This is a genomic window from Nordella sp. HKS 07 (assembly GCF_011046735.1).
GTDB lineage: Bacteria > Pseudomonadota > Alphaproteobacteria > Rhizobiales > Aestuariivirgaceae > Taklimakanibacter.
Genome location: NZ_CP049258.1, coordinates 1,287,701 through 1,311,587, shown reverse-complemented (window position 1 = coordinate 1,311,587; position 23,887 = coordinate 1,287,701). Strand labels below are relative to the sequence as shown.

The window sequence follows — 23,887 nt, the reverse complement described above, 5'->3', positions numbered from 1 at the left end:
GCGGGGCGTCGGTCATGATCGATTTCGATTTCCTCAGGTCGCTCGATTTCACGATTGTGTGGAAATACCTGCCGGTCCTCATCGCAGGAATCGGCACGAATATCCTGCTGACGGCCATCGGCTTCATCTGCGGCGGGGTCATCGTCGGCACGCTGCTGGCGCTCGCCAATCTCTCGCCGCGCCCGCTCATCCGCTGGCCCGCCTGGATCTTCGTCGAATTCTGGCGTTCGACGCCGCTGCTCGTCCAGGCGATCTGGGTGCATTTCGCCGTGCCGGGCATCACCGGCATTTCGATGACGCCGTTCCAGAGCGGCTCGATCGCCCTCATCTTCAATGTCGCCGCCTATTGCAGCGAAATCATCCGCGGCGGCATCAGCGCGATTGGCAAGGGCCAGTTCGAGGCGGCGAAGGCACTGGGCCTCGGCTTCTATCCAACCTGGCGGCTGGTGATCCTGCCGCAGGCGGTCAGGTTGATGCTGCCGCCGCTCGTCGGCACGACGATCAGCATCTTCAAGGCGACGATGATCCTCTCGGTGCTCGCCATCGACGACCTGATGCGCACCGCGAGCCGGCTGTCGTCCAACACCTTCCAGCCGGTCGAAGTCTACACGGCCGCGGCGCTGCTCGCTTTCGTGGTTGGCGCCGCCATCACCTTCGCCGGCTTTGCCGCCGAAAAGCGCCTGAAGCGGGGGATGGCATGAGCCTCGATCTCGGACTTGTCCTGCGCAATGGCGGAACGCTTTTCGACGGCGTGCTGGTCACGCTCGCCATCGCCCTCGTCGGCGCCCTCGTGGCGATCCTGGGCGGCGCGCTCATCTGCGCCGCGCGCATCTCGAAGAGCGCCGTGCTCAAAGGCGTCGCACGCGGCTACATCCTTTTCTTCCGCGTCACGCCGGAAGTCGTGCTGATTTTCTGGGCCTACTACTGCGTGCCATTGATCTTCGCCACGAAAGTCTCGGGCTTCTGGGCGGGATCGATCGTGCTCGGGCTCATCGGCGCGGCCTTCCTCGCCGAGATCCTCCGCGCCGGCATCGAATCGGTGCCGCGGGGCCAGGTCGAGGCGGCGCATGCGCTGGGCCTGCACGCTTTGCCGAAATGGGGCGTCGTCATCCTGCCGCAGGCTTTGCGTTTCTCGATCGCGCCGCTCGTCAACTACTTCTCGGAGTTCCTGAAGAACACGACGCTCTTGTCGGCGATCGGCGTCGCCGACCTGTCGCTGCAGGCCTATCTGCTGGGCGGGCAGACCTATCGCTATATCGAATTCCTGTCGGCCATCGCCGTCATCTATTTCTTCATGATCTTCCCGGTCATCCTGTTCGCGCGCCGGCTCGAATATCGCCTCGGCCAGCCGGGCAGGCGCGAGCGCACCTTCGGCACCTTCCTGCCCAAGCTGGCGCGTTCGTCGCGCAGCGCCGCCCGATCACGCCTTGCAAACCCCTGAGAATGAGACGGAGGAAATTGACATGAGATCCTTGTTGAAGAAATGGAGCCGGTGCGTGGCGCTCGCCGCGGCGCTCGTCTCCTTCGCCACCCTGCCGGCCGCGGCCGATCTGCTGAAGGAGATCCGCGATCGCGGCGTGCTCCGCGTCGGCATGGCCGAGACGCAGCCCTGGCAGGCGCCGAATCCCGAGACCGGCAAATATGAAGGCTTCAATGTCGAGCTCGCCGAGCGCGCCGCCAAGATCATGGGCGTCAAGCTCGAGATCGTGCCGGCCACCTGGGCGACCCTCGTCCCCGGCCTCGAAGCCAATCAGTTCGACGCGGTCTTCGCCAATCTCTTCGCCACGCCGGAGCGTGCGCTGGTCGTCGACTTCACCGAGCCCTACTTCACTTTCGGCTTCCATGTCGTCGTCAACGCTAATTCTAAGATCCAGTCGCTCGCCGATCTCAATTCTCCGGATGTGACCTTCGTCGGCCAGAGCGGCACGGTCGAGGAGAGCTATCCGAAGGAGATGTTCCCCGAGGCCAAGGTGCGTGGCGTGCTCACCAATGACGTCGCCGCCTGGATCAGCGAAGTGGCCTCAGGCCAGGCCGATGCCGCCTTCCTCGATCCCGGCACGTACCGTCTGCTCAAGGCCAAGAACCCTGCCTTCGAACAGCGCCTGCGCGTCCTCAACGGTGAGGATGCGCTGCTCAAGCCGGTCGGCCTTGCCTATGCGATCCGCGCCGGCGAGCCGCATTTCCTCAACTTCCTGAACACGTTCCTGCGCGATGTCGTGCGCAGCGGCGAGAATGTGAAGCTGCGCGACAAGTGGTTCGACGCGCTGGCCAAACGCCAATAACGCCCAACCAGACCGGGCTTCGCGCCAGCGGGCCCGGTCCCGACTAAAAAGTAGGAATACAAGATGCAACTTCAGCGGCACTCCGCATTGGCGGTCCACAATTCGCATGTCGACAGGGCGCGTCCCTATAGCGACACGGAACGGCGCGTACTCAGCCTCGACGGCTTCCGCAAGGCCCAGGCTGAGATCACCTCCTGGCCCGGCTACGACCCCACACCGCTTATCGCCCTTGACGGATTGGCCGGCCGTCTCGGCCTGGCTAAGGTCCTCTACAAGGATGAAGGCCAGAGGCTGGGCCTCAAGAGCTTCAAGGCAATCGGCGGCGCCTATGCGGTGCTGACGGTGCTGAAGGACTATCTGGCCGAGAAGCACGGGATCGAAGGCGCCACCGTCGCCGATCTGATGGCCGGGAAATACCGCGAGGAAGTCGCGGGTGTGACGGTCGCGGCCGCCACCGACGGCAATCACGGGCGCTCGGTCGCCTGGGGTGCCCAGATGTTCGGCGCCAATTGCGTCATCTATCTTCACGCCCATGTCAGCATGGCGCGCGAGCGTGAGATTGCCCGCTTCGGCGCCAGGATCGCGCGTGTCGAAGGCCATTACGACGACTCAGTGCGCGCATGCGCCGCCGATTCCGTCAAGAATGGCTGGGTGCTGGTGGCGGACACGTCGTCCGATCCCCATGCGCGCGTTCCCTCGCTCATCATGCAGGGCTATTCGCTGATCGCCGAGGAGGTTCTGGACCAGACGGAGCCCGCGACGCGGCCGACGCATGTGTTTATCCAGGCCGGTGTCGGCGGGCTGGCGGCGGCCTTCGGCGCCCATTATTGGGAGCTCTTCGGTGCGGAGCGCCCGCGCCTCATCGTTGTCGAGCCGATCCAGGCCGATTGCGTGTTCCGCAGCATCGCCGCGGGCCAGCCGACGACGGTGCCCGGCGACACGAACACCGTCATGGCCTGTCTCGCCGCAGGCGAAGTCTCAGCACCCGCCTGGGTGGTGATGCAGCATGCGGTCGACGACGTCATAGCCCTTCCCGAGGATGCGGCTCCCCAGGCGATGCGCGCTCTGGCCGCGGGCATCGACGGCGATCCCGCCATCGTCGCCGGCGAATCCGGCTGCGCCGCCACGGCAGGCGCGATCGCCGCAGCGCTCGATCCGAAGCTAAAGGAAGCTTTTGGTCTCAATCAGGACTCGCGCGTCCTGGTGATCGGCAGCGAGGGGGCGACGGATGAGGAAGCTTATCAGCGCATCGTCGGCCGCGCGGCCGAGACGGTCGCGGCCTGAGCAGGAGAAGAAACGATGAGCGGTGAAACCAGCAGCCTGCTCGCAGGCAAGACGGCCTTCATCACCGGCGGCGCGCAGGGCATAGGCCTTGCCGTCGCCGAGGCCTATCTGAAGCATGGCGCCAGGGTGATCGCCGCCGATATCGACAAGCGTGCCCTCGGCGAGGCGAAGGACCGCCTCGCGACACTGGCAGGTGACCGCGCGAGAGTGATAGAGCTCGACGTCACCGACGCCGAGGCGACGGAAGCGCTGGCGGAGCGCCTGTTCAAAGACGGCGGCGTCGATATCGTCGTGCCCAATGCCGGCATTCTGGTGCTCAAGCGCGCCGTCGATCTCGAGCTTGCGACCTGGCGGCGTGTGCTCGACATCAATCTCACCGGCGCCTTCATCACCGCGACGGCCTTTGCGCGGCGGATGATCCCGCAAGGCAAGGGCGGGCGCATCATCCTCACCTCGTCACTTTTCGGCCTGCGCGGCGGCGTCGAGAACGGCGCCTATTCGGCCTCCAAATTCGGCATGATCGGGCTCATGCAGTGCCTCGCCGCCGAGCTCGCCGGCGACGGCATCCTGGTAAACTGCGTCTGCCCGGGCCAGATGGACACGGCGATGATGGACAAGCTGTTCGACGCGCGCGCCATCCTGCAGGGCAAGCCCGCCGAAGAGCTCAAGGCGGCTTTCAAGGCGAAGATCCCGCTGGGCGAGCTCGGCAAGCTCGACGACCTCGCCGGCGCCTATGTCTATCTCGCCTCCGACCTCGCCCGCTATGTCGTCGGCCAGTCGCTCGTCATCGATGGCGGATGGCAGGTCGGATGACGGTCGCGCCGGTCGATATCGCCGCCATCAAAGCCTTCGCGCAAGCCCGGCGCGATGAGCTGTTGCGCCTGTGCGCCGAGCTCGTCGCGGCGCCGAGCCCGCAGCCCGTGGGCGATACGACCGCACCGATCGCCGTTCTCGAAGGAACCTTGCGCGCCGCCGGGCTCGCGCCCGAGTTACGCCACGCCGATCCCCGCAAGCCCAATATCGTCTGTAGCTTCGAAGGTACTGGACCCGGGCCGCATCTCGTGCTCAACGGCCATGTAGATACGCTCAATCCGGGTGACGAGAAAGCCTGGTCGGTGCCTGTCTATACGGTGTCGCGCCGCAACGGCCGCATGAGCGGCCTCGGCATCGGCAACATGAAAGCCGGCACCGCCGCCTTGACCGAGGCCTTTATTGCTCTTCATGCGCGCCGTGCCGAAATCGCCGGTCGCGTGAGCCTGACGCTCGTCTCCGATGAAGTGGTCTTCGGACCGGCGGGCTCGGCTTTCCTGCTCGAAGCGGATAACGGGCTCCGCGGCGACTTCCTGATCAATGCCGAAGGTCCCGGCCACATGAATCTCGCCGTCGCCGAAAAGGGCCTGCTGTGGCTCAGGATCGAAGCGACCGCGGCAGCAGGGCAGGGCATGCTGACCGGCACCGGCAGCTCAGCCATTGCACGATTGGCCAGGCTCCTGGCCGAGATCGACGGATGGAATGACGAGAGAGCGGCGCCGCCCGACGGTATGACGGCGCTTGCCGATCACGCCGGCGAACATGGCCTCAGGCTTTCCGTCAACACCGGAAAGATCGAAGGCGGAAACTTCGTGAGCCAGGTGGCAGTGAAAGCCAGAGCCGAGGTTGATTTCCGCGTCCCGCCGGGCCTCACGATCGAGGTGATCGAAAGCCGCGTGCGCGTTCTGGCTGAACGCATCGGCGGCATCACCCTTGCGCGCATCAAAGGCTGGAATCCGAACTGGACGCCGATCGAGCATCACTTGTCGCAAGCGGTCATGGCGGCAAGCGCCGTGGTCCGCGGCAAGCCCGCCGCCCCGGTCGTCCGCCTGCCGGCGAGCGATGCCATGCGCTGGCGCGCCTTGGGCGTGCCGGCGATCTGTTTCGGGCCGCAGGCGGAGCTCGCCTCCGGCATCGACGACTATGTTTTCGAACAGGACGTGGTCGACTGCCTCGCCATTTACATGGCGACGGCGCTTTCTCTTCTGAGCCCCTCGCGGGCGTGACGGAGCCTTCAACGTGAATACCTCGAAAACCCAGACCACCGAGCCCGTGCTGCTCGCCGATGCCTTCGCCTCGCGCGAAAGGCCGGTGCTCACCGGCCGCACCGGCGCGGTCTCCGCCGCCGATCCTTTCGCCGCGGCAGCGGCCCAGGAAATCCTGACCGCCGGCGGCAGCGCCGTCGATGCCATGGTGGCGGCGCAAGCGGTGCTGGCGGTCGTGGCACCCGATGCCTGCGGGCTCGGCGGCGACATGCTGTGTCTCATTCGCGAGCCGGATGGAAATGTGCTGGCGCTGAACGGCACCGGCGCGGCGCCGGCCAAGCTCACCAAGGTCGCGACCGATGGCGGCGCCGGCATCACCGTGCCCGGCATGGTCGCTGCCTGGGATGTGGCGCTCGAGCGCCATGGCCGTCTCTCCTTCAGCCGGGTGCTGGAGCCGGCGATCCGCATCGCCCGTCTCGGCATGCGCATGCCGGCTTCGCTGGCGCGGGCGGCGCAGACTCACCGGCCGCGGCTCGAACGCTATGGCGCCGGACAATGGGGGCTGCTCGCCGCGCAGGTCGGCGACCTCGTCATCCAGAACGAGCTCGCCATGACGCTCGATCGCATCGGCAAGGAAGGATTGGGAGGCTTCTATCGCGGCGAATGCGCTGCGGCGACCGCCGCGGCAGTGCAGGCGCAAGGCGGCGCGCTGTCAATCGGGGATCTCGCCTCGCATCAGACAATTGTGGCCGATCCCATCGCGGTCACGTTCCGCGGTGCCAGGCTGATGGTGCAGCCGCCGATCTCGCAAGGCGTCCTTCTCGCCATGGCGGCGCAGGCGCTCTCCGACCTCGGCGATGTGCCGGGAGACCGTCTCGACCATGCGGCGATCGAACTGACGGAAGCGAGCTTCGCCTATCGCGACCATATCGCCGAGGGCGATCGGCTGCTGAAAAAGAAACTCACCCTCGATCTCGACAAGGCCGGCCATCGCGGCGGACCGCGCGCCTATCTGCATACTGCCGGGGTCTCCGTCGCGGACCGCCATGGCTGTGTCGTCTCTTCGCTGGTGAGCGTGTTCGACGATTTCGGCTCGGGCGTCCTGGTGCCCGAATGCGGTTTCGTCCTGAACAACCGCGCCGGCGGCTTCACCCGCGCGCCCAATGACGCAGCGCCCGGCAAACGGCCGGTACACACGCTGGCGCCGGCCATGCTCGAAACGGCACGCGGCGCCATCGCTCTATCGACGCCCGGCGCCGACGGGCAGGTGCAGACGCTGCTGCAGGTCCTGTCGGGACTGATGATCGAAGGCATCGATCTCGCCACGGCGATCGGCCGGCCGCGCTGGCGCAGTGAGAACGGTCTGCTTCTCGTCGAACAGAGTCATCCGCGTCAGGATCTCCTGGCGGAACTCGGCCACAAGGTCACGCCGATGCGCGACGGCGACATGCGGGCGGGCGCTGTCACTGCGGCGGGCTCGATCGACGGCGCGCCGATCGCCTGCGGCGACTGGCGCCGCCACACCTGGGCCGGCATCGTGTAATCCAGGGCCGTCATCCCGGCGAAAGCCAGGATGACGAAAAGGAACTTTTCAAGGACAATACATGCTTGCCTCGCCTGACCTCGCCCATATTCTGATCTATGCAGCGGCGCTTCTCTTCACCGGGGCGCTCGGCGGCTTCGTCGCGGGGCTCCTGGGTGTCGGCGGCGGCATCGTCATCGTGCCGGTGCTCTTTTATATCTTCACGCTGCTCGGCATCGATGAGGATGTGAAGATGCATCTGGCGGTGGGCACGTCACTTTCGACCATCATCTTCACGTCGGCCATGTCGGTCAGGTCGCATTGGCGGCGCGGCGCTGTCGACAGGGACATGCTGAAGCGCTGGGGCATCGCCATTTTCGCCGGCGTCGTTGCGGGCACCTTGCTCGCCGCACAGGTCAAGGGCCCGGTTCTGATGGCGGTATTCGGCGCGGTGGCGCTGCTGGTCTCGCTGCATATGGCCTTCTCGAAGCCGTCATGGCGTCTCGCCGACAAGCTGCCGGGCGGCGTGATCGAACAGGCGATGGCATCCGGCATCGGCGCGGTTTCCGCGATGATGGGGATCGGCGGCGGCACGCTGTCGGTCCCGACCTTGTCGCTTTTCGGCTACCCGATCCACAAGGCTGTCGGCACCGCGGCGGCGATCGGCTTCATCATCGGTGTGCCCGGCACGATCGGCTTCGTCCTGAGCGGGCTCGGCGAAAGCGACCTGCCGCCTTTCTCCTTCGGCTATGTGAGCCTTATCGGGCTCGCCCTCATCACGCCGACCTCCATCCTTATGGCGCCCGTCGGCGCCTGGGCGGCGCATGCGCTGCCGGTGCGCGGCCTCAAACTCGCTTTCGCGGCATTCCTCTTCGTCACAGGCCTGCGCATGCTGTGGACGGTGTTCGGTTAAGATCTCGAGTCCGAACGATTAGCCAAGCGAATCCGATGGGTTCTGTCACCAGAAATCCTTGTGGTCGTTTACGATCTCGTCTTCGAGTTCAGGGAATGGGCCACGGATCGCTACGGGGCGCCGTCCGGCGGCGAACACTTGGTGACAGCTCAGATCGAGGGTCAGATTCTCGGGGTTGTCTCCCGTCAGCTCGGCCAACCGTCTTTCGCTGAGTCCGTAGACCAGGGTGCCGATGCCAGCCCAGTAACAGGCTCCGGCGCACATGCAGCACGGCTCGACCGAGGTCACCAGCGTGCATCGCTCGAGAAAGGTCGGATCGTATTGCCGCGCGGCCGCGCGGGCCACATTTGCCTCTGCGTGGCCAACGCCGCGATCTCGCGCGTAGGTGTTGCCCGACGAAAGGAGCACGTCGCCCTCCGGCCCGACCAAAAGCGCCCCGAAGGGATGATTGCCACTGGCCCGGCTCTCGGTGGCGATCTCCACGGCGAGACGTAGATATTCGGTATCGCTCCTCATGGCCGCCTCCTTGGGATGCCCATTCGTAACTGCACGCGTAAAGGCCCTTCGCCTTGATTCTATAGTCTTGGAGCGCTTGGGATCTGTCCAGTCATGGGCATTGAATTCATGGTTGTCGCGCAGGCCATGGACCCGCGCTCGAAGAGGCTATCGCTTCTCCGGATCATACGGCTCCATCAGCGCGGCGGGAGCCGCCGCGAAGCGCGTATTGATGATCACCACGATCAGTGTGGCCACATAGGGCAGGGCCAGGAAGAGCTGATAGGGCAGGTCGAAGGCGCCGCTGGTCTGAAGCCTGAGCTGGAAGGCATCGACGGCGCCGAAGAGCAAGGCCGCGCCGGCGCAGGCGAGCGGATTCCAGCGTCCAAGCACCACAAGCGCCAGACAGATCCAGCCGCGTCCCGATATGATGCCGAAGGTGAAGGAGCCGAAGGCCGCGAGATTGAGATAGGCGCCGGCGAGGCCGGCGAGCGCGCCCGCCGCCATCAGGGCCAGAATGCGCACCTTGATCGGATCGATGCCGACGCCCGCCGCAGTGCGCGGGTTCTCGCCCACGGTGCGCAGAGCAAGCCCTGCGGGCGTGCGGAACATGAAGAAGGCCAGGGCTGGCACGAGCAGATAGGCGATATAGGTCAGCGCATACTGGTTGAAGACAATCGGCCCGATGACGGGAATGTCCGACAGAAGCGGGATCGGAATGGTCGAGAAGGGCGTGATGGCGGGCGGCGTCGTCGATTCGCCGAAGCCCAGCCGGTAGCTGTAGAAGACGAGACCCGTCGCGGCCATGGTGACCCCGAGCCCTGCGACCGTCTGATCGAGCCTGAGGATGACGACGAGCACCGCCATGATCGCGCCGACAAGGGCGCCGAGAACCAAAGCGGCAAGCACGCCCAGCCACAGAGATCCCGTCGCATGGGCGGTGGCGAAACCCGCAAGCGCGCCCGTCAGCATCATGCCCTCGATGCCGAGATTGAGAACGCCCGAGCGCTCAGAGACGAGTTCGCTCAGCGTGCCAAGAAGAAGCGGCACCGCGAGCCTGATGGCAGCTGCGAAGAAACCGATATCGAGGATGATGTCGAGCATGCTCATGTGGCGGTCTCGCGCTGGGGCGCCGGGCGCAGCCTGATCCGGTAGCGCGCCAGGGTCATCGCCACGAGCACGGCGATGAGCGACAGGCCCTGCACCGCATCGGCGATGAAGAAGGGAACGCCGGTCTGGCGCGACATTTCATCCGCGCCGGTGGTGAGCGCTGCGAGGAAGAGGGCGGAAGGAATAATGCCGACGGCCGTGAGCCTGGCGAGCATGGCCACTACCAGGCCGGCATAGCCGAAACCGGGCGAGATCGAGGCGATCACCTGGAACTGGGTGCCGCCGACTTCGCCGGCGCCGGCAAGCCCGGCCAGCGCGCCGGACAGAAGCACAGCGAAGAGCGTGACGCGTCCGACATTGAGACCGGCGTGATGGGCGGCCTTGGGATTCTCGCCCACCACCTTCATGGCGAGGCCGAAGGACGTGCGCTTCAGGATGATGCCGACGGCGATGACGGCGATAACGGCAACGAGGACACCCAGATGCAGCCGCGTGCCGGCCCAGAAGACCGGGAATTCGGCATCCATGAGAATATCGGGGCTGTCGGTCCAGCCGGTCACCGGATCCTTCCAGGGGCCCGAAAGCAGCGCCATCATCAAATACATGACGATGAAATTGAGCCTCAGCGTGCTCACCACCTCGTCGACCTTCAGCCGTGTCTTGAGCAGGCCCGGAATGGCGGCAAGTGCTGCTCCCGCGAGCGCGGCGCCGGCGATCATCGCCGGAACGAGAAGCGGCACCGGCAGATCCGCGCGCGCGCCGATCCAGGCGGCCGCCATGGCGCCGACCAGCAACTGGCCCTCGCCGCCGATATTCCAGAAGCGGGTGCGCAACGCCACCAGAGCGGCGAGGCCAGTGAGGATGATCGGCGCGGCTCTCGCAAGCGTCTCGGTGATGGCGAATTTGCCACCGAAGGCCGCCTCGCCCATGATGGCGAAAGCCCGCAACGGATTGGCGCCGGCGATGATGATGAGTAGGCCGCACAGAGCGATGCTCGCGGCGATCGCCGCGAAGGGCATGAGCACTTCGCGCCAGCGCGAGGGGGCGCGCTTTTCGAGCATGATCCTCATGCCGGCATTTCCACGGCGCCGCCATTCATCGCAAGGCCGATGCCGGCGACCGTCGCCCGCTCGACCGGCATGTCGCAGACGATCGCGTTTTCATACATGACCGCGATGCGGTCGGAGAGTTGGAAGATCTCGTCGAGATCATCGGAGATCAGCAATATGGCACGGCCCTCGGCGCGCAGCCGCATGAGCTCGCGGTGGACGAAGGCGATGGCCGTCACGTCGAGGCCACGCGTCGGTTGCGCAATGATTAGCACCTTCGGCTGGAAGGCGAGCTCGCGTGCGACGATCGCTTTTTGCTGATTGCCGCCGGAGAGCAGGCCGATGGGAAGGCTCGGATCGGGGGGACGTATGTCATAGGCCACGATCTGCTTTTCGACGAAGGCCGCCATGGCCCGGCCGTCGAGCCAGCCATAACGCGCGAAGGGTTCAGCACCGAAGCGCGACAGGATCATGTTCTCGGTGACCGGAAGTGCGCCGACGAGACCGGCGCCGAGACGGTCCTCAGGGATATAGGCGAGCCCCGCCTCCTGCATCTTGCGCGGTGATCCGGAAGGCATGGCCTTGCCGTCGATCAGGATCGCGCCGTCGGCGGCCGTCTGGACACCGGCGATGGTTTCGGCGAAGCGCACCTGGCCGTTACCGGAGACACCGGCAATGCCGACGATCTCGCCGCCATGAATCTTGAGATCGATCGCAGGCGCCGCCTTGCCGAGGCGAAGTCCCGACATTTCCAGCCGTGCCGCTCCCGTTTCATTCGGCTTGCGGGTGATGCGTTCCGGCTCGTGTCCGCACATAAGTACGGCGAGGCCGGCATTGGTGAGCGTGCCGTCATTAGCGGCATTCGCCACCACCGCACCCCGGCGCATGACCACAACCCGGTCGGTGATGGCGCGCACCTCGTTGAGCTTGTGGCTGATGAAGACGATGCCGACGCCGTCGGCCTTGAGCGCTGTTATGGCGGCAAAGAGACCTTCGGTCTCCTGCGGTGTCAGGACCGAGGTCGGCTCGTCGAGGATGAGGATGCGCGCCTTGCGGAACAAAGCGCGGATGATGTCGAGGCGCTGTTTTTCACCGACCGCGAGATCGCCGACGAGGCGATCGGGCGCGATATGGAGGCCATAGGCGGCGTCGATATCGGCGAGGCGCGTCAGCGCCGCCCGGCGGTCGAGCAGCCCGTGGCGGCCAGCAAGGCCCACCATCAGATTGTCGAGCACCGTATGACGCGCCACCACATGCGTGTGCTGATGCACCATGCCGATGCCGAGCGCGATCGCGTCCGCCGTCGAGCCGATGGTGGCCGGCCTGCCGGCGACGACAAACGTGCCGGCATCGGGGCGATAGAGGCCGAAGGCGATATTCATCAATGTGGTTTTGCCGGCGCCGTTCTCGCCGAGCAGGCCGACGACCTCGCCCGGTTTGAGGGCGAAGTCGACAACGCGGTTCGCCACCACCTCGCCGAAGCGTTTGGTGATGCCGGAAAGGGTCAGAAGCGGAATGCCGTCAGGCATCGGCGGTCAATCGGTCTTCGTCTCGCTCTCTTCATAGGTGACAGAGAACTTGCCGGCGGCGATATCCTTCGACTTGGCGTCGATCGCCGCCTTGACCTCGGCCGGCACCCTGTCTGCAAGCGCGCCAAAGGGGGCGAGGTAGTTCACGCCATTGGCGATGTTCTCGAGCGTGCTGTAGTCCTTGGCGGCGAAATTGCCGGCCTTGACGGCCTCGACCGCGGCCTTGATCACCGGATAGGGATCCCAGATCACGCTGCTGACCACAATCGCCGGATTGATCGCCGACTGGTCGGTCATATTGCCGATGGCGAGTATCTGGCGCTCGGCGGCTGCCTCGATCACGCCGATGCGCTCGGCGAAGACGACATCGATACCCTGGTCGGCCATGGCGATGGTCGCCTCCTTGGCCTTGGGCGGGTCGAACATGGAGCCGATATAGGCGGCTTTCAGCGCAATATCGGGCTTCATCTCCTTGGCGCCGGCGCGATAGGCGTTGAGGAGGCCATAGGTCGTCGGCACGGCGATGCCGGCGACGACGCCGATCTTGCCGGATTTGGAGAGGCCGGCGGCCAGCATGCCGCCGAGATAGGCGGCCTCGTAGTTCTGACCGTAGAAGGTCGCGAAATTCGGGTCCGTCGGTCCCATCGCCGAGCCCATGGTGAAGGCGGTCTTGTCATAGCCGCGCGCCACCCGGCGGCAGATCTGCTCGGTGCCATAGGCATCGCCGACGATCAGTTCGACCCCTTCCTCGCACCATTGCCGGAGCACGCGCGAGAAATCGGCGGCCTTCACCGATTCCGAATATTTGTAATCGAGCTCCGCTTCCTTGGCGATGCGGGTCATGGCGAGGTGAAGCTGGGTGACGAAGGGCTCCTCCATCGGCGTCTCGTAGATGCCGCGGATGCGGATCGCCGCAGCCTCGGCCGCGCCAAAGGGAACCGCTGCCGCCAAAGTGCCGAAAGCGGCAATCTTCAGGACGTCGCGCCGAGTCTTGTGCATGTCTTCTTCTCCCGGTATCGCGGCATGTGCCGCGCCTTCATTGTTGATTGCCGGAAAGTGTAGAAGCGGCCTTGCGGCGGAAATTCGCGAAACTCGGTCGTTCATGCAAAAAAACGGCATCCAGACGGGCGGATCACAAAAAATCCGCAGGCCTCGGGGCCTTATTCTGAAAGTCAGGCATTGAGGGGAGACATATATAAGTGACGCTCGCCAGGAAATTGACGATTTTGCTCTTGGGCTACGAGATCCTGCCCAAAACCGTCTCGACACGCGACCGCGGCAGCCGCTTCGTGATCGCCGAGCCGATCTGCGCCTATCTGATCGAGACGGCGCGGGGCCATGTGCTCTTCGACACCGGGGTCAATGCCGACAATATCCGCGATCCGGTCCGGTGCCAGGAATATTTCATGAGCCGCGGCTGGCTCGCCCCGCCGATCGTGCTGCCGGAACATGACTTTCTGGCGCAGCTTCAGGCGGTCGGCGTCGCGCCCAGAGACATCAAGGACGTGGTGCTGAGCCATGTCCATTGTGACCATACCGGTCATCTGAAACACCTGCGCCATGCCAATATCTGGATCCAGCGCATCGAACATGACTATGCCTTCTCGGCGCATGGCAATCTCGCGGTGTTCAACGACGATTTCGACTTCCCCGACATGAAGTGGCGGATCGTCGATGGCGATTTCGAGCTCATGGCGGGCATCGAAGGCATCTTCACGCGTGGCCACATGCCGGGCCATCAATCGCTGGTCGTCACGCTGCCGAAGAGCGGCGTCAAGGTGCTCACCGCCGATGCCGGCGACCTGTGGGAGAATTTCGAGGAGGAAGTGCTGCCGGGCGAAAGCTGCGACGATGTCGCGGCCCTCGCCTCGATCCGCAAGCTCAAGGCGATCGCCAAGGATCGCTCGGGCGAGCTCATCCTGCTCCATGACCCAGTCCGGGTGCAGAAGCTGAAGCTTGCGCCGGAGTACTACGATTGAGCTGCGATCTCGTGCACCTTGCCAGCGGCGTGCACGTAGCGTAAGGTTTAACGTGGGCGACTACTTAGCGTTTCACAGACTGACGAGACGTGTTCTCGTGAACGTGCTTGTGATCGAAGGTGGCCGCCATGATCAGCGCTCAGAAGCGATTGCGGGAACTGGTGTTCGGTCATCTCGATGCCAGCACACCGGCGCGACGCAAAGACCTCAAGCAGCTGCAGAGCCTCCTGTCCCGGGCGCAGATTCCCGAGGACGTGGCGGCGTTGAAGGGTAGCAGCTTTTCCTTCGAGAGCTCGGACTTCCTCGCCGGCGCGACAATTACCGATGAGAACGCCGCACTTCTGCGGACCCTCGAGACAGAGAGAGCGCCCGAAGATCTCCAATATCGGGTTTTCGTGCGCGAAGTCCCGGTGCGCAGCACGCAGCTTCACGCCTCGAGCCCGCCGTGGGCGGCGGGCGCGCTGGCGGAACATTCGCTGGGGCCCTTCGCCAATGCGGACGGACGGCTTCTCTGGTTCGACTTCTTTCGCGTGGAGAAGCTCGTCGCGCTCTATGTGCAGGGCCATGCCTATCCGGCACTCCTGTTCAAGATCACCAGAGGCTTCCAGTTCATCGACGCCACCCTGCCGCTCGCCGCGGACCCGCTGCCGAGCTACCGTCTGAATGCCGGCAGCATCTGGATTAATACGCTGCTGCTGGCGCCTGATGCGCCGCCCGGCACTTTCACCGGCCTCACCATCCGAAGCGGCACCGTCTCGCTCGGCGCCAGGCCGCAAGTGATCGGCGGCAAGCTGACAGCGGCCCCCAACAGTCAGGTCACGGTGAAACTGCAGTTGAAGCAGAAGCAGGTGACCGATGCGGACGCCGCGAGCCCCTATGGCGGCGATGCCCGCAACATGACGCTCGATCTGCCGCAAACCCTGGCCTTCCATTTCACCGGCCTCAGCAGCGCGTTCGACGAGGTCGGCGATGCCGACTGGTCGCTCTACGGCCAGGAGATTTCATTCAGCTGGAACGCGCAGCAGGCGGCGAACTATGACGGCTTCCTGCACCGGGTCCTGATCCCCTTCAAGGCCTCCGCCCGGAATTTCCAGGTCCAGGCCAATGAGTCGCCCTTCCATACGCTGGCGGGGAAGGCGGCGATCGCCGGCAGCTACTGGGCCTTGTCCGCGGCGCCCATCGATGTCGCCAATCCTTCGCCCGCCGATGGCACCGGCGCCATGCTGGTGCGGACCAAGCCAGGCTTGACGGCACGTTGGAGCGGGCTCGCCGGCGGCGCGCTCAATCTGGGCCAGCCCTATATCATGGCGGAGCCGGGCCGCATCGCTCTCACCGATCTCGCCGCCGGCAATGTCGTCGCCCACCATGACTTCGATCTCTGGCGAGACCAGCAGAACCCGTATGGCGTGAAAGCGCGCCTGCAGATACCGGCTGCCGCGCCTTACTTCTACAACACCCTGGCCAACGGCACCGAGCTGGTCATGACCTTCGGCAATGCCGATGTGCAGGCCGATCGTCCCGTCGCCGTCGACGGCAAGCCGCTGGAGCTGCGCTCGAAGAATTCGCTGTTGCTGCTCGCCGTTTCGAAGGCCTTCCGTCTGATCTATCTGTTCGACGATAATCTGCTGGCGGATTCAATCGATCTGACTAAAACGCCGCCCGTCTTCCCCAAGCCCATCGCGCTGGCGCTGACCAACGCCCTGTTCAAGGTGACGCCCGCCAATGGCTGCCTGCTCTTCGGCCAGCTGGGAGAGGATTTCGTCAAGGTCGAGCGCGGCATTCTGTTCTTCACACTGGGGCTCCTCGCCTATCTGCCGACATTGCCCGACCCCTATGCGGCGAATATCGGCCAGCTGAAGTTTCAGTTCCGCGGCGGCTTGAAGACCTACACCACCGGCGCCTTCACGGGCGGGCAGGCGGTCTGGCAATGGCTCGTCGGCCAGGTGAAATGGGAGCCGGATGCGGGCGATGACGACAAGGTGGAGGTTTCGTTCCACTTCGCGCCGCTGCAAAGCACATTGCTGGAGGCGGTCATTCCGCCGCCCGAAACCGCGCAGCCGGATCTCGATCTCGGCGATACCGGCGATGCCGGCACGTCGCCGAAAGCGTACAAGGTGGAGGAGCCCAGCGACGTATTCGAGCCCCCGAAGCCTCTGCCAGACTATGGCCAAGTCTGGGAGGACGCGACCCGCCTGATCACCGATGACTATTTCGCACTTCTCGATGTGAGCACCAATGCGGATCTGCTCGGCATCAGCTTCAGCACCTTCCTAAATACCCGGGTCGGCATGTTCAAGACCCATGTGCCGGCGACGTCGGCTGAGTTTCCGCTGCAAGTGAAGAAAATGGACGTGGTGAGCCCGGGGCTGAATGTGCGCGCCTTCACTGTGCCGCAGATTTCCTGGGAACCGGCGCTCAACTTCACGCGCCCGAAAGTCCTCGGCGACCCCGCGGAGGGCGTCAACTATTATCCCGATGACGGCGGGCCCACACGGATCCTCAACAACAGCGGCGAGACCGTCGCGCTGGCGCCGCTGCCGCTTACCGATTTCCTGGTCGAGAACTTCGCCGGCGACGACAAATTCGCCGCCGTCGCCTTGTCCACCTTGCCCTTCGGCATGCGCATGCTGGCGCTGCTGCAGAAGGGCTATGTGTATCAGGGCCAGACCCGACCCGGCGCCACCTTCGGGATCAACGCGAAGAAATTCCCCGATAATCTGACCGGCGCCCGGCAATTGCAGGCCGATGGCGGCGACGCGCTGCGCAGGAACGAGAGTAAGATGTTCATGGGCAGCACCCTGCAGGTGAACAACGTCCTCGACCTCTACGGAAATGGCACAGGCAACTCCACGCTTGGCCGAAGCGTTACCGAGATCTTCAACAACGAATGGATGCTCGACCCCTTCCAACTCGTCCGCCAGCGCGGCGTGCCGCTCGAGCGTGTCGACTGGAGCGGCTATGGCTCCAGCATCTTCAGCAATTGGCTCAATCCAAATGCCGCTATCGCCGAGACGAGCCAGGCGAAATTCGACGTGTGGGTCGGGCGCTGCGCCCATGAGATCATCCAGGTCAGAAGCATCGTCTATCCGTGGGCGATCAAGGTGGTGCGGACCATAACGCTGTTCCGGACCTTGACCGGCTATGTCTACCGCTACGACACGGGCTGGCGGGCGGAAAGCGACGGGCGCTTCGACTTCCGCTATTTCATCTACGAGCCTAATCCGGACCCGGCCCATCCCGGCACGCTCATTCCCAAAGAGCGCCAGGCGCCGTACCAGATCCATCCCGGCGTGGTCGGCGGGCTCTTCCTGGTGAAGGACATTGAGGAGACCAAGGATATCGAGCCAGTCACCGGCACCATGACGGTCCATGGCAAGTATGTCGACATCAACGGCAGGGAAGTGGATGCGGGGATAAACGGGACCAGCTTCCCGTTCGAGCTGCAGCCTATCTACTTCAATGCCGACATCGAAATCGAAAACCCGGTGAGCGGCTTTGCCGAAAAGGAACTCGCGGTCGGCGTGAAACGCAAGCTGGTGCCGGCACGCCAGATTCTGGGCTTCGTGCAGATCGCGCCCCGAGGCATGCCACTGACCGAGGAGGCCTTCAAGCAACTGATCGACCGGCAGGCGGGCTCGATCGGCGCTCCCATCGACTGCGTGGTGGATATCGCCAAGAGCGGCCAGCAGATGCGCCTCGTCCGCTTCGACATCAGCAATTCCTTTCAGCAGGATGGGAGCAAACCCGCCTTCGCTGTCGCTGGGCGCGGCAATGTCCTCCTGCCGAAGGACGGCGCGTGGAGCCTGGTCCGGCACGAATTCGGAACGGGCGCGGTCAGTCCGGTGCCGAAGGAGCTCAGCGTGCCGCTCATCCGCATCGGCAAGCTGGTCAGCAAGCCCGTAGACATATGGGGACCCGACATCGCGCCGCAGGATGCCCTCCTGCGCATCGCCAATCCGGCCGATCTCCTGCGTCCCGCCGCCGCCGATACCTTGAATTACGGCTTCCTGCAGAGCACCGACACGCAAAAGGCGCTGTTCCTCACGCCGTCCTTCAAGGTCGGCATCGAAAAAATGCTGAGCAAGTCGCCGCCGCTCTTCGCCGATGCCTTCCGCATCGTGAATTCGAAGGCGATCTTCCCGAATGTCGGGAAAGCCATTCCGGGCAACATCGGCGATGCGATTTCGCTTCTGGAGAATGCCGGCCAGTTCAAGAAGGCGGCTGGCATCCTGGACGGCGCTACGGATGTCTTCGAGCTGATGCAGATCAATGAGACCGCCGCCGGCGTCAAGAAGGAAGGCTACAAGCTTCTCAAGCAGCTCGCTGAGCCCTTCAAGCTGCCCAACAAGGAATGGACGCTCATCGATCTGGGTGGCGCATTCAAGATCTACCTCGAATACAAGGCCGACAAGATACAGACGCCGGGCGGCGAGAAGAACGCCGTGGGCGGGCTCGACTTCGACATCAACTCCTTCACCAACACCGTCGCCGACCAGTGGAAGAGCAAGATGGCGAATGTGGGGGTGGTCATTGATCTCGGCCCGATCAAGCGGCTGATGACGATCAAGGGGAACTGGGACGCCAAGAAAGGCGCCGAGGCGCAATATGCGGGAAATGCGGCCGATCCGGATTTCCCCTCGCCGCAGATCGAGTTTGCGGACGAGTTGGAGCCGGTCATCGAGATTCTGCAGATTCTCCAGGACCTGCAGGGTGAGAACTACAAGGACGCCTTCTCGCGCGGCCTGAAGCTGGCGATGAGCAACAAGGCCGGCAGCTGGGAATACAAGATGGAAGCCTCGAAGGAAATTCCCGTCGTGCGCTTCCCGATGCCGATGTTCATGTATAACGACCCGAACGCGCCGCTCAAGCTCGAGGCCGGACTGAAACTCGGCGCCTATTTCAACGCCGCGCTCAAGGTCACCACCGACCCAAATCAGCTGCTGCCGACCGCCGGCGCTTTCCTCGGCTTCTACGGCAAGCTGTCGGTGATGTGCGTGTCCATCTCGATCGCGACGGTCTACGCCGTCGGGCAGGTGAATCTCGACATCGCCGCCGACACCAAGACGGGCCCGTCGCTGCGCATGAAGTTCGGCTTCGGCGCGCAGATCGTTGTCGGCCTGCCGGTCGTCGGCAATGTCAGCGTGCTCTATATGGTGACGGTCGAGATCTACACCAATGCGACGGATGTGGTGGTGTCGGCGGGCCTGCTTTTCCAGGGGCATGCCGAGCTGCTGGCCGGCCTCGTCAGCGTCACAATCACGATCGAGGCCAAGGGGACCGTTGCAAAGCTCGGCGACCGCACCGACCTCGCGGCGCAAGTCACCTTCGGTCTCGATATCAGCATCTTCCTGGTCATCAATATCAGCTTCAGCACCTCATGGGAGGAGCAGCGGCAAATAGCATAGCGAATAGGCTGCCAGAACGGGCGCGCGGATATGGAACAGAACAGACGTTTCACCATTCTTCCTTTCCCTCAATATTTTGACGGCGTCACCTTGACGCTCAACGTCGTCGTGCTGCCCAGAAACCACAATCCGCTGAAGCAGGCGATCGAGGGTGCGCCGGGAGTACCAGATCCGGGTATCAGCTTCGCCGAGGCGGAGCTCACCTTCAAGGCGCGTATCGTCAGCAGCCTTGTCGGCTTTCCGAATAATTTCTCAGCTGGCGCCGAACTCCCGCTCACGACCACGCCGCCCGCCAATGCCAAGGCGCTGTTCGAGGCGCTGGCGGCGAATTTCAGCATCGCCAATCTGACGGCCGAAAACACCAATGGCAATGTCAACAACTCTCTGAACGATCCGCCGCCCCTGGCCAGACCGGGCTTCCCCATCCGCAAATATCTGCCGCTGAGCTATCGCAAGGCGTTCAACTTCACCACCCCGCGCACCAGGGCGGCGGTGACCGATGACAGCTATCATTGTGCCATTCGCGATGCGAAGAAGGTGTCCCCATTTCTGCGGACGTCCGAGACCATTTCCTGGGGAAAGGCCTTTGCCTATGCCCTGCGGCAGCCCTCGCTGGCACGCGAGCTGGGCATGATCTACACCACCTCATTCCGGGTGCAGGCCGGCCATTTTCCGGCGGGCGGGTGGCTGTATGTGGATCTGGCGGATGACAGCGACTTCCGCGACCAGATGAAGGCGGCGGACGATGCGCCGGACGGAAGCTTCATCCGGAAATATGCGGCGCGCATTCCGGCCCTCACGCCTGGCAGCGAGCGCACGCTCTTCGCGCCGCTGTTGTTTCCCGTGCTCTACAAGAAGAACGCGGCCGACCCGGATCCGTCACCGCCCGACGGCAACTATGATCAGCTGTTCATCGAGGCGTCGGAATATGACGACGGTTTCGCCAAGATCGTCCACGCCATGCAGCCGCGCAGCCGCAATTTCCTGTCGGAAACGCCCGCCGACGGCAAGCCGGTCAAGGACGCCGGCATCCGGCTCGGATGGGACGACGAGCAGATCCTGATCTGGTATCTGCGCCAGCTGGCGGAAGACACCAGCATGCCGGGGCCTGGAAAACGGATCGATGCGCCGCTCGGCGTCTTCGGCTATGCGATCGACGTGCGCGAGACCGGCGCGCCCGAAAAGCCGTGGGAGACCTTGAACGAGGTGACGAGTGCGGCGCCGCTGGCTGTGCCGGCCCCGCCGCAGGGAAGCATTTCACTCGGCAATTTCGCGGGCGAGCTGCCGTACCAGGTCTATCCGACACGACTCGATGGCAATCCCGACGGCATATTCTGGCTGCCCATGTATTTCGCCAATTGGGGCGGGCACAGCATGGTGCTGCCTGACCAGGACGCCGTCAAAATCTACCGCCACGCCGAGCTCGACGAGACGAAGGACGCAAACGCCGTCGGCACGAAAGTGCAGGCGCCCGACAACAATCTGAGCAAGATCTACAAGCCCGCTCCGCTGGCGACCAAGCTGCGCTACGGCCGGCAGTATGATTTCCGGGTGCGCATGCGCGATCTGAGCGGCGGCGGCGCCGCGCCCGATGCCAAGCCGGCGCTTGAAAGCCCGTCGGCCATTCATACGTCGCCCTTCAAGCGCTATGTGTCGCCCAGTCAGCCGCGCCTCGAAGACCTGCCGGTCAATTCCGACGCGCCCAGCGATCCTGACAGCCTGACCATCCGGCGGCCGCTGCTCGGCTATCCGGCGGTGGTCTATACCGGAAAATACGCCGATCCGATCGGGCGGCTGGTGCAGGCATCGAACGCGCTCGCCGGCAAGGAAGCCTTCGGCATTCCCGACCCCGACGTGGACCGGATCGAAATCACTGTCGAAGTCGAAACGCTGAAGCTTGACAATCTGCTGAGTGTTTCCGGGAAAGAGAACTATGTGCATCTCTACACGACCGAACGGAGCTTCCCGGCGGTCGCGGGCGATGATGGTTATGCCGCGGCGCTCACCGTCCCGGTGGTCTACAAGGATGTCAAAGTGCTCCATCTGGGCGATGAGCTCGATCTCGAAGGCGATCTCGATCTCGCCGCCGGCATCGACGACCTCGCCGAAATTGTTCTGCCGACCGCGCGGCGGGTGCGCCTGACGCTGCGGGCCCTGTGCGAAGAGAAAGACGATGACGGCGAATATTACGGCCTGCTCAATCCCGGCGACCATGATCTCGACAGCCGTTATGGCCACATCATCGAAACATGGTGCTACCGGGAAAGCGGCGACGAGACGGATCTGTTCGTCGACAGCGCGCCGTCCGAGCGGTTGCGCGGCATATTTCTGCAGCCCGATCCACCGGTGATTTTCGACGGCAAGTTCCAGACATTGCTCTTCGGCAAGAAAACACAAAGACCGCCCGACATGGTGCAGCGGCTCGCCAAGCAGCTGGGGCTCGAGACAACCGGCCTGACGCTCGTCGCACCCAAGGGCGAGCGGGTGCAGTTCGGTTGCTCCAGCCGCATCCGGCATACGCTGTCGCCCGACAATTCTTCGCTGACCTTCTCCTCCAAGGGCGATCTGGCGAACCATTGGCTATGCTGCATCCAGCTCACCATCGACCGGGACTGGATGTGGAATGCGCTCGCGGACTGCAGCTTCGCCTTCGAGAGAACGCTGCTCTTTACCGGCGACGATCCGCTGACGGAAACCGAAGTGAAGACCGTCGGCGACATCGAAGTGCGCCGCACGGCTTCCTTCGAAATGCTGAGCTCCCCGAAACGCACCTATACGAGGCTCATCTTCATCGACGCCGTCGAGCCAAAAAACGAAAGGACGCGACCCGCGCCGAACCAGACCGAGCCGCGCTTCCCCTCCGATATCGAGGTGACGTATTCCGTCTCGACCTTCTTCAAGGAAGATCATGCAGGCCAGCAGGACGACGACGAATCCCTCGATATCGAGCTGCCGGTCACCACACCACCCTCGCAGGTGCCGAAGATCGCCTCGGCGGGTATCGCGCTGTCGCCTTATGTGCGAAACGAGAAATACAGCGCCACCGACCCGCGCCGCCGCTTCCTGTGGGTCGAGTTCGAAGACCTGATCGCCGATCCGAACGACACCTATTTCGCGCGTTTGCTGGCCTATTCGCCCGATCAGCTGGTCTCGAACAATAATCCTGAGCTCTTCATCGCGCCGGAAGAGCCGACGCTGCCGATCGATCCGGAAGAGACGCGGGTCATCATTCCGGACGCCACCAACGACCTAGCCGGCCTCACCGCCATGCAGCCCATGACCAAGGCCGAGGACAGCGACCGCCACTATCTGCTGCCGCTGCCGCCCGGGCTGCACGCCGATGCCGACGAGCTGTTCGGCTTCTTCACCTACGAATTTCGTGTCGGCCACTACCGGAACAAGGACACGCTCGAAATGGCGTGGACGACGGCGCAAGGCCGCTTCGGACGCCGTTTGAAGGCGACCGGCATCCAGCATCCAGCACCGACCCTGACCTGTGCGGTGAACAGGGACGAGAAGAAGGTCTGGGTCGTGGCGCCCTATGCGGTCGCCGTGTTCGACGGCAGGAACGTGACCGCCGACCCGCCGAGAACGCAGCTCTGGTGCCTGCTCTATGCCCAGGTGCGCCAGGCGGACAATCTCGATTTCCGCAATATCCTGCTCGACGACAAGCAGCTGGACTGGCGGGTGCAGGTCGAGGACAGGCCGGAGTTGAGCCCGTTTCTGAGATATGACGACCTGCAGCTCAAGACATTGAGAAATGTCGCAATGAAGAGTGTCAAGTCCGAGCTGAGCTACGCCCAGCTCTCACAGTCCTACAAGCTTGTTGAAACCGAAACGGTGAACAAGGACGCCAAGAAATTCGGCACCGTGGTGTGGAGCAACGACGAGATTGCCCAGTGGCTGAACCTGTTCGGCCTGCCGCTCGATCCGCCGCTGAGCGTGCTGGTGGTGGAGGTGCTGCCAACGATAACCAACATCTTCGATCACTTCTCCATCGAGAGGGAGGATGTGAATGCGAAGGTCCGGGAGACCTTGCGTACTGACATTCCGGCATTCAGGCAGGCCGCGGAACTGTCGGCCATGCGGCGGCAGCAGGCCGACTTCCAGCAGGGGCCGAGCCCGGTGAGCGATCAACTGGGCCATCACCGGATCATGAGAACGTCGCCGCTGACGGAAGTGCCCTTCGTATGCTGCCCGAACTGCGATTGATCTGCCCTCTCACCCGTCATGCCGGGCTTCGACCCGGCCATCCAGTTGCGACGCCATACAGCCGCTGCACGGATGGGCTGGATGGCCGCCTC

16 protein-coding genes are annotated in these 23,887 nt (G+C 64.0%); 11 read left to right on the top strand and 5 right to left on the bottom strand.

All coding sequences use genetic code 11. The annotated features are described in order from the left end of the window. The first annotated feature begins 14 nt into the window (after positions 1-14). The 8 genes from G5V57_RS06200 to G5V57_RS06165 all read left to right on the top strand — a co-directional run bounded on the left by G5V57_RS06200 (position 15) and on the right by G5V57_RS06165 (position 8,016). Positions 15-701 carry an amino acid ABC transporter permease gene (locus G5V57_RS06200; RefSeq protein ID WP_165166681.1) on the top strand — a complete coding sequence of 229 codons (687 nt, stop codon included), beginning with the start codon at positions 15-17 and terminating at the stop codon, positions 699-701. After that, a complete protein-coding gene (locus G5V57_RS06195; RefSeq protein ID WP_165166680.1) occupies positions 698-1,441 on the top strand; it encodes an amino acid ABC transporter permease in 744 nt (247 codons plus the stop codon). Before G5V57_RS06200 ends, G5V57_RS06195 begins: the two co-directional genes overlap by 4 nt. Positions 1,442-1,463: 22 nt before the next feature. Then, positions 1,464-2,282 (top strand): transporter substrate-binding domain-containing protein, encoded by an 819-nt coding sequence (locus G5V57_RS06190; RefSeq protein WP_165166679.1) that lies wholly within the window; start codon positions 1,464-1,466, stop codon positions 2,280-2,282. Positions 2,283-2,345: 63 nt separating this feature from the next. Next, complete coding sequence (locus G5V57_RS06185; RefSeq protein ID WP_165166678.1) at positions 2,346-3,566, top strand: diaminopropionate ammonia-lyase; 1,221 nt, start codon at positions 2,346-2,348, stop codon at positions 3,564-3,566. Between the two features lie 15 nt (positions 3,567-3,581). Next, positions 3,582-4,379 carry an SDR family NAD(P)-dependent oxidoreductase gene (locus G5V57_RS06180; protein ID WP_165166677.1) on the top strand — a complete coding sequence of 266 codons (798 nt, stop codon included), beginning with the start codon at positions 3,582-3,584 and terminating at the stop codon, positions 4,377-4,379. Then, complete coding sequence (locus tag G5V57_RS06175) at positions 4,376-5,602, top strand: M20 family metallopeptidase (RefSeq protein ID WP_165166676.1); 1,227 nt, start codon at positions 4,376-4,378, stop codon at positions 5,600-5,602. The genes G5V57_RS06180 and G5V57_RS06175 overlap by 4 nt, the downstream gene beginning before the upstream one ends. Before the next feature lie 13 nt (positions 5,603-5,615). Further along, positions 5,616-7,124, top strand: coding sequence for a gamma-glutamyltransferase (locus G5V57_RS06170; protein ID WP_206530213.1), 1,509 nt, complete (start codon positions 5,616-5,618; stop codon positions 7,122-7,124). Between the two features lie 61 nt (positions 7,125-7,185). Continuing rightward, positions 7,186-8,016, top strand: coding sequence for a sulfite exporter TauE/SafE family protein (locus tag G5V57_RS06165; protein ID WP_165166675.1), 831 nt, complete (start codon positions 7,186-7,188; stop codon positions 8,014-8,016). 45 nt (positions 8,017-8,061) lie between these two features. Here G5V57_RS06165 and G5V57_RS06160 read toward each other — a convergent pair whose 3' ends face one another. The 5 genes from G5V57_RS06160 to G5V57_RS06140 all read right to left on the bottom strand — a co-directional run bounded on the left by G5V57_RS06160 (position 8,062) and on the right by G5V57_RS06140 (position 13,198). Then, the gene (locus tag G5V57_RS06160) at positions 8,062-8,532 is read right to left on the bottom strand and encodes a nucleoside deaminase (RefSeq protein WP_165166674.1); all 471 of its coding nucleotides are present in this window, start codon (positions 8,530-8,532) and stop codon (positions 8,062-8,064) included. A gap of 147 nt (positions 8,533-8,679) precedes the next feature. Further along, complete coding sequence (locus tag G5V57_RS06155) at positions 8,680-9,621, bottom strand: ABC transporter permease (protein WP_165166673.1); 942 nt, start codon at positions 9,619-9,621, stop codon at positions 8,680-8,682. Then, a complete protein-coding gene (locus tag G5V57_RS06150) occupies positions 9,618-10,691 on the bottom strand; it encodes an ABC transporter permease (protein ID WP_165166672.1) in 1,074 nt (357 codons plus the stop codon). Before G5V57_RS06150 ends, G5V57_RS06155 begins: the two co-directional genes overlap by 4 nt. After that, entirely contained in the window at positions 10,688-12,199 is a 1,512-nt protein-coding gene (locus tag G5V57_RS06145) for an ABC transporter ATP-binding protein (RefSeq protein WP_165166671.1), read from the bottom strand. Before G5V57_RS06145 ends, G5V57_RS06150 begins: the two co-directional genes overlap by 4 nt. A gap of 6 nt (positions 12,200-12,205) precedes the next feature. Continuing rightward, positions 12,206-13,198 carry a BMP family protein gene (locus G5V57_RS06140; RefSeq protein WP_165166670.1) on the bottom strand — a complete coding sequence of 331 codons (993 nt, stop codon included), beginning with the start codon at positions 13,196-13,198 and terminating at the stop codon, positions 12,206-12,208. A 200-nt stretch (positions 13,199-13,398) separates the two neighbouring features. On the opposite strand from G5V57_RS06140, the gene G5V57_RS06135 reads away from it, so the two are divergent. From G5V57_RS06135 to G5V57_RS06125, 3 genes are all read left to right on the top strand, one after another. Beyond that, the gene (locus G5V57_RS06135; RefSeq protein WP_165166669.1) at positions 13,399-14,178 is read left to right on the top strand and encodes an N-acyl homoserine lactonase family protein; all 780 of its coding nucleotides are present in this window, start codon (positions 13,399-13,401) and stop codon (positions 14,176-14,178) included. Between the two features lie 128 nt (positions 14,179-14,306). Beyond that, positions 14,307-19,583, top strand: a complete 5,277-nt coding sequence (locus tag G5V57_RS06130; protein ID WP_165166668.1) for a hypothetical protein — start codon at positions 14,307-14,309, stop codon at positions 19,581-19,583. A gap of 30 nt (positions 19,584-19,613) precedes the next feature. Further along, entirely contained in the window at positions 19,614-23,795 is a 4,182-nt protein-coding gene (locus G5V57_RS06125) for a hypothetical protein (RefSeq protein WP_165166667.1), read from the top strand. Positions 23,796-23,887 lie beyond the last annotated feature (92 nt).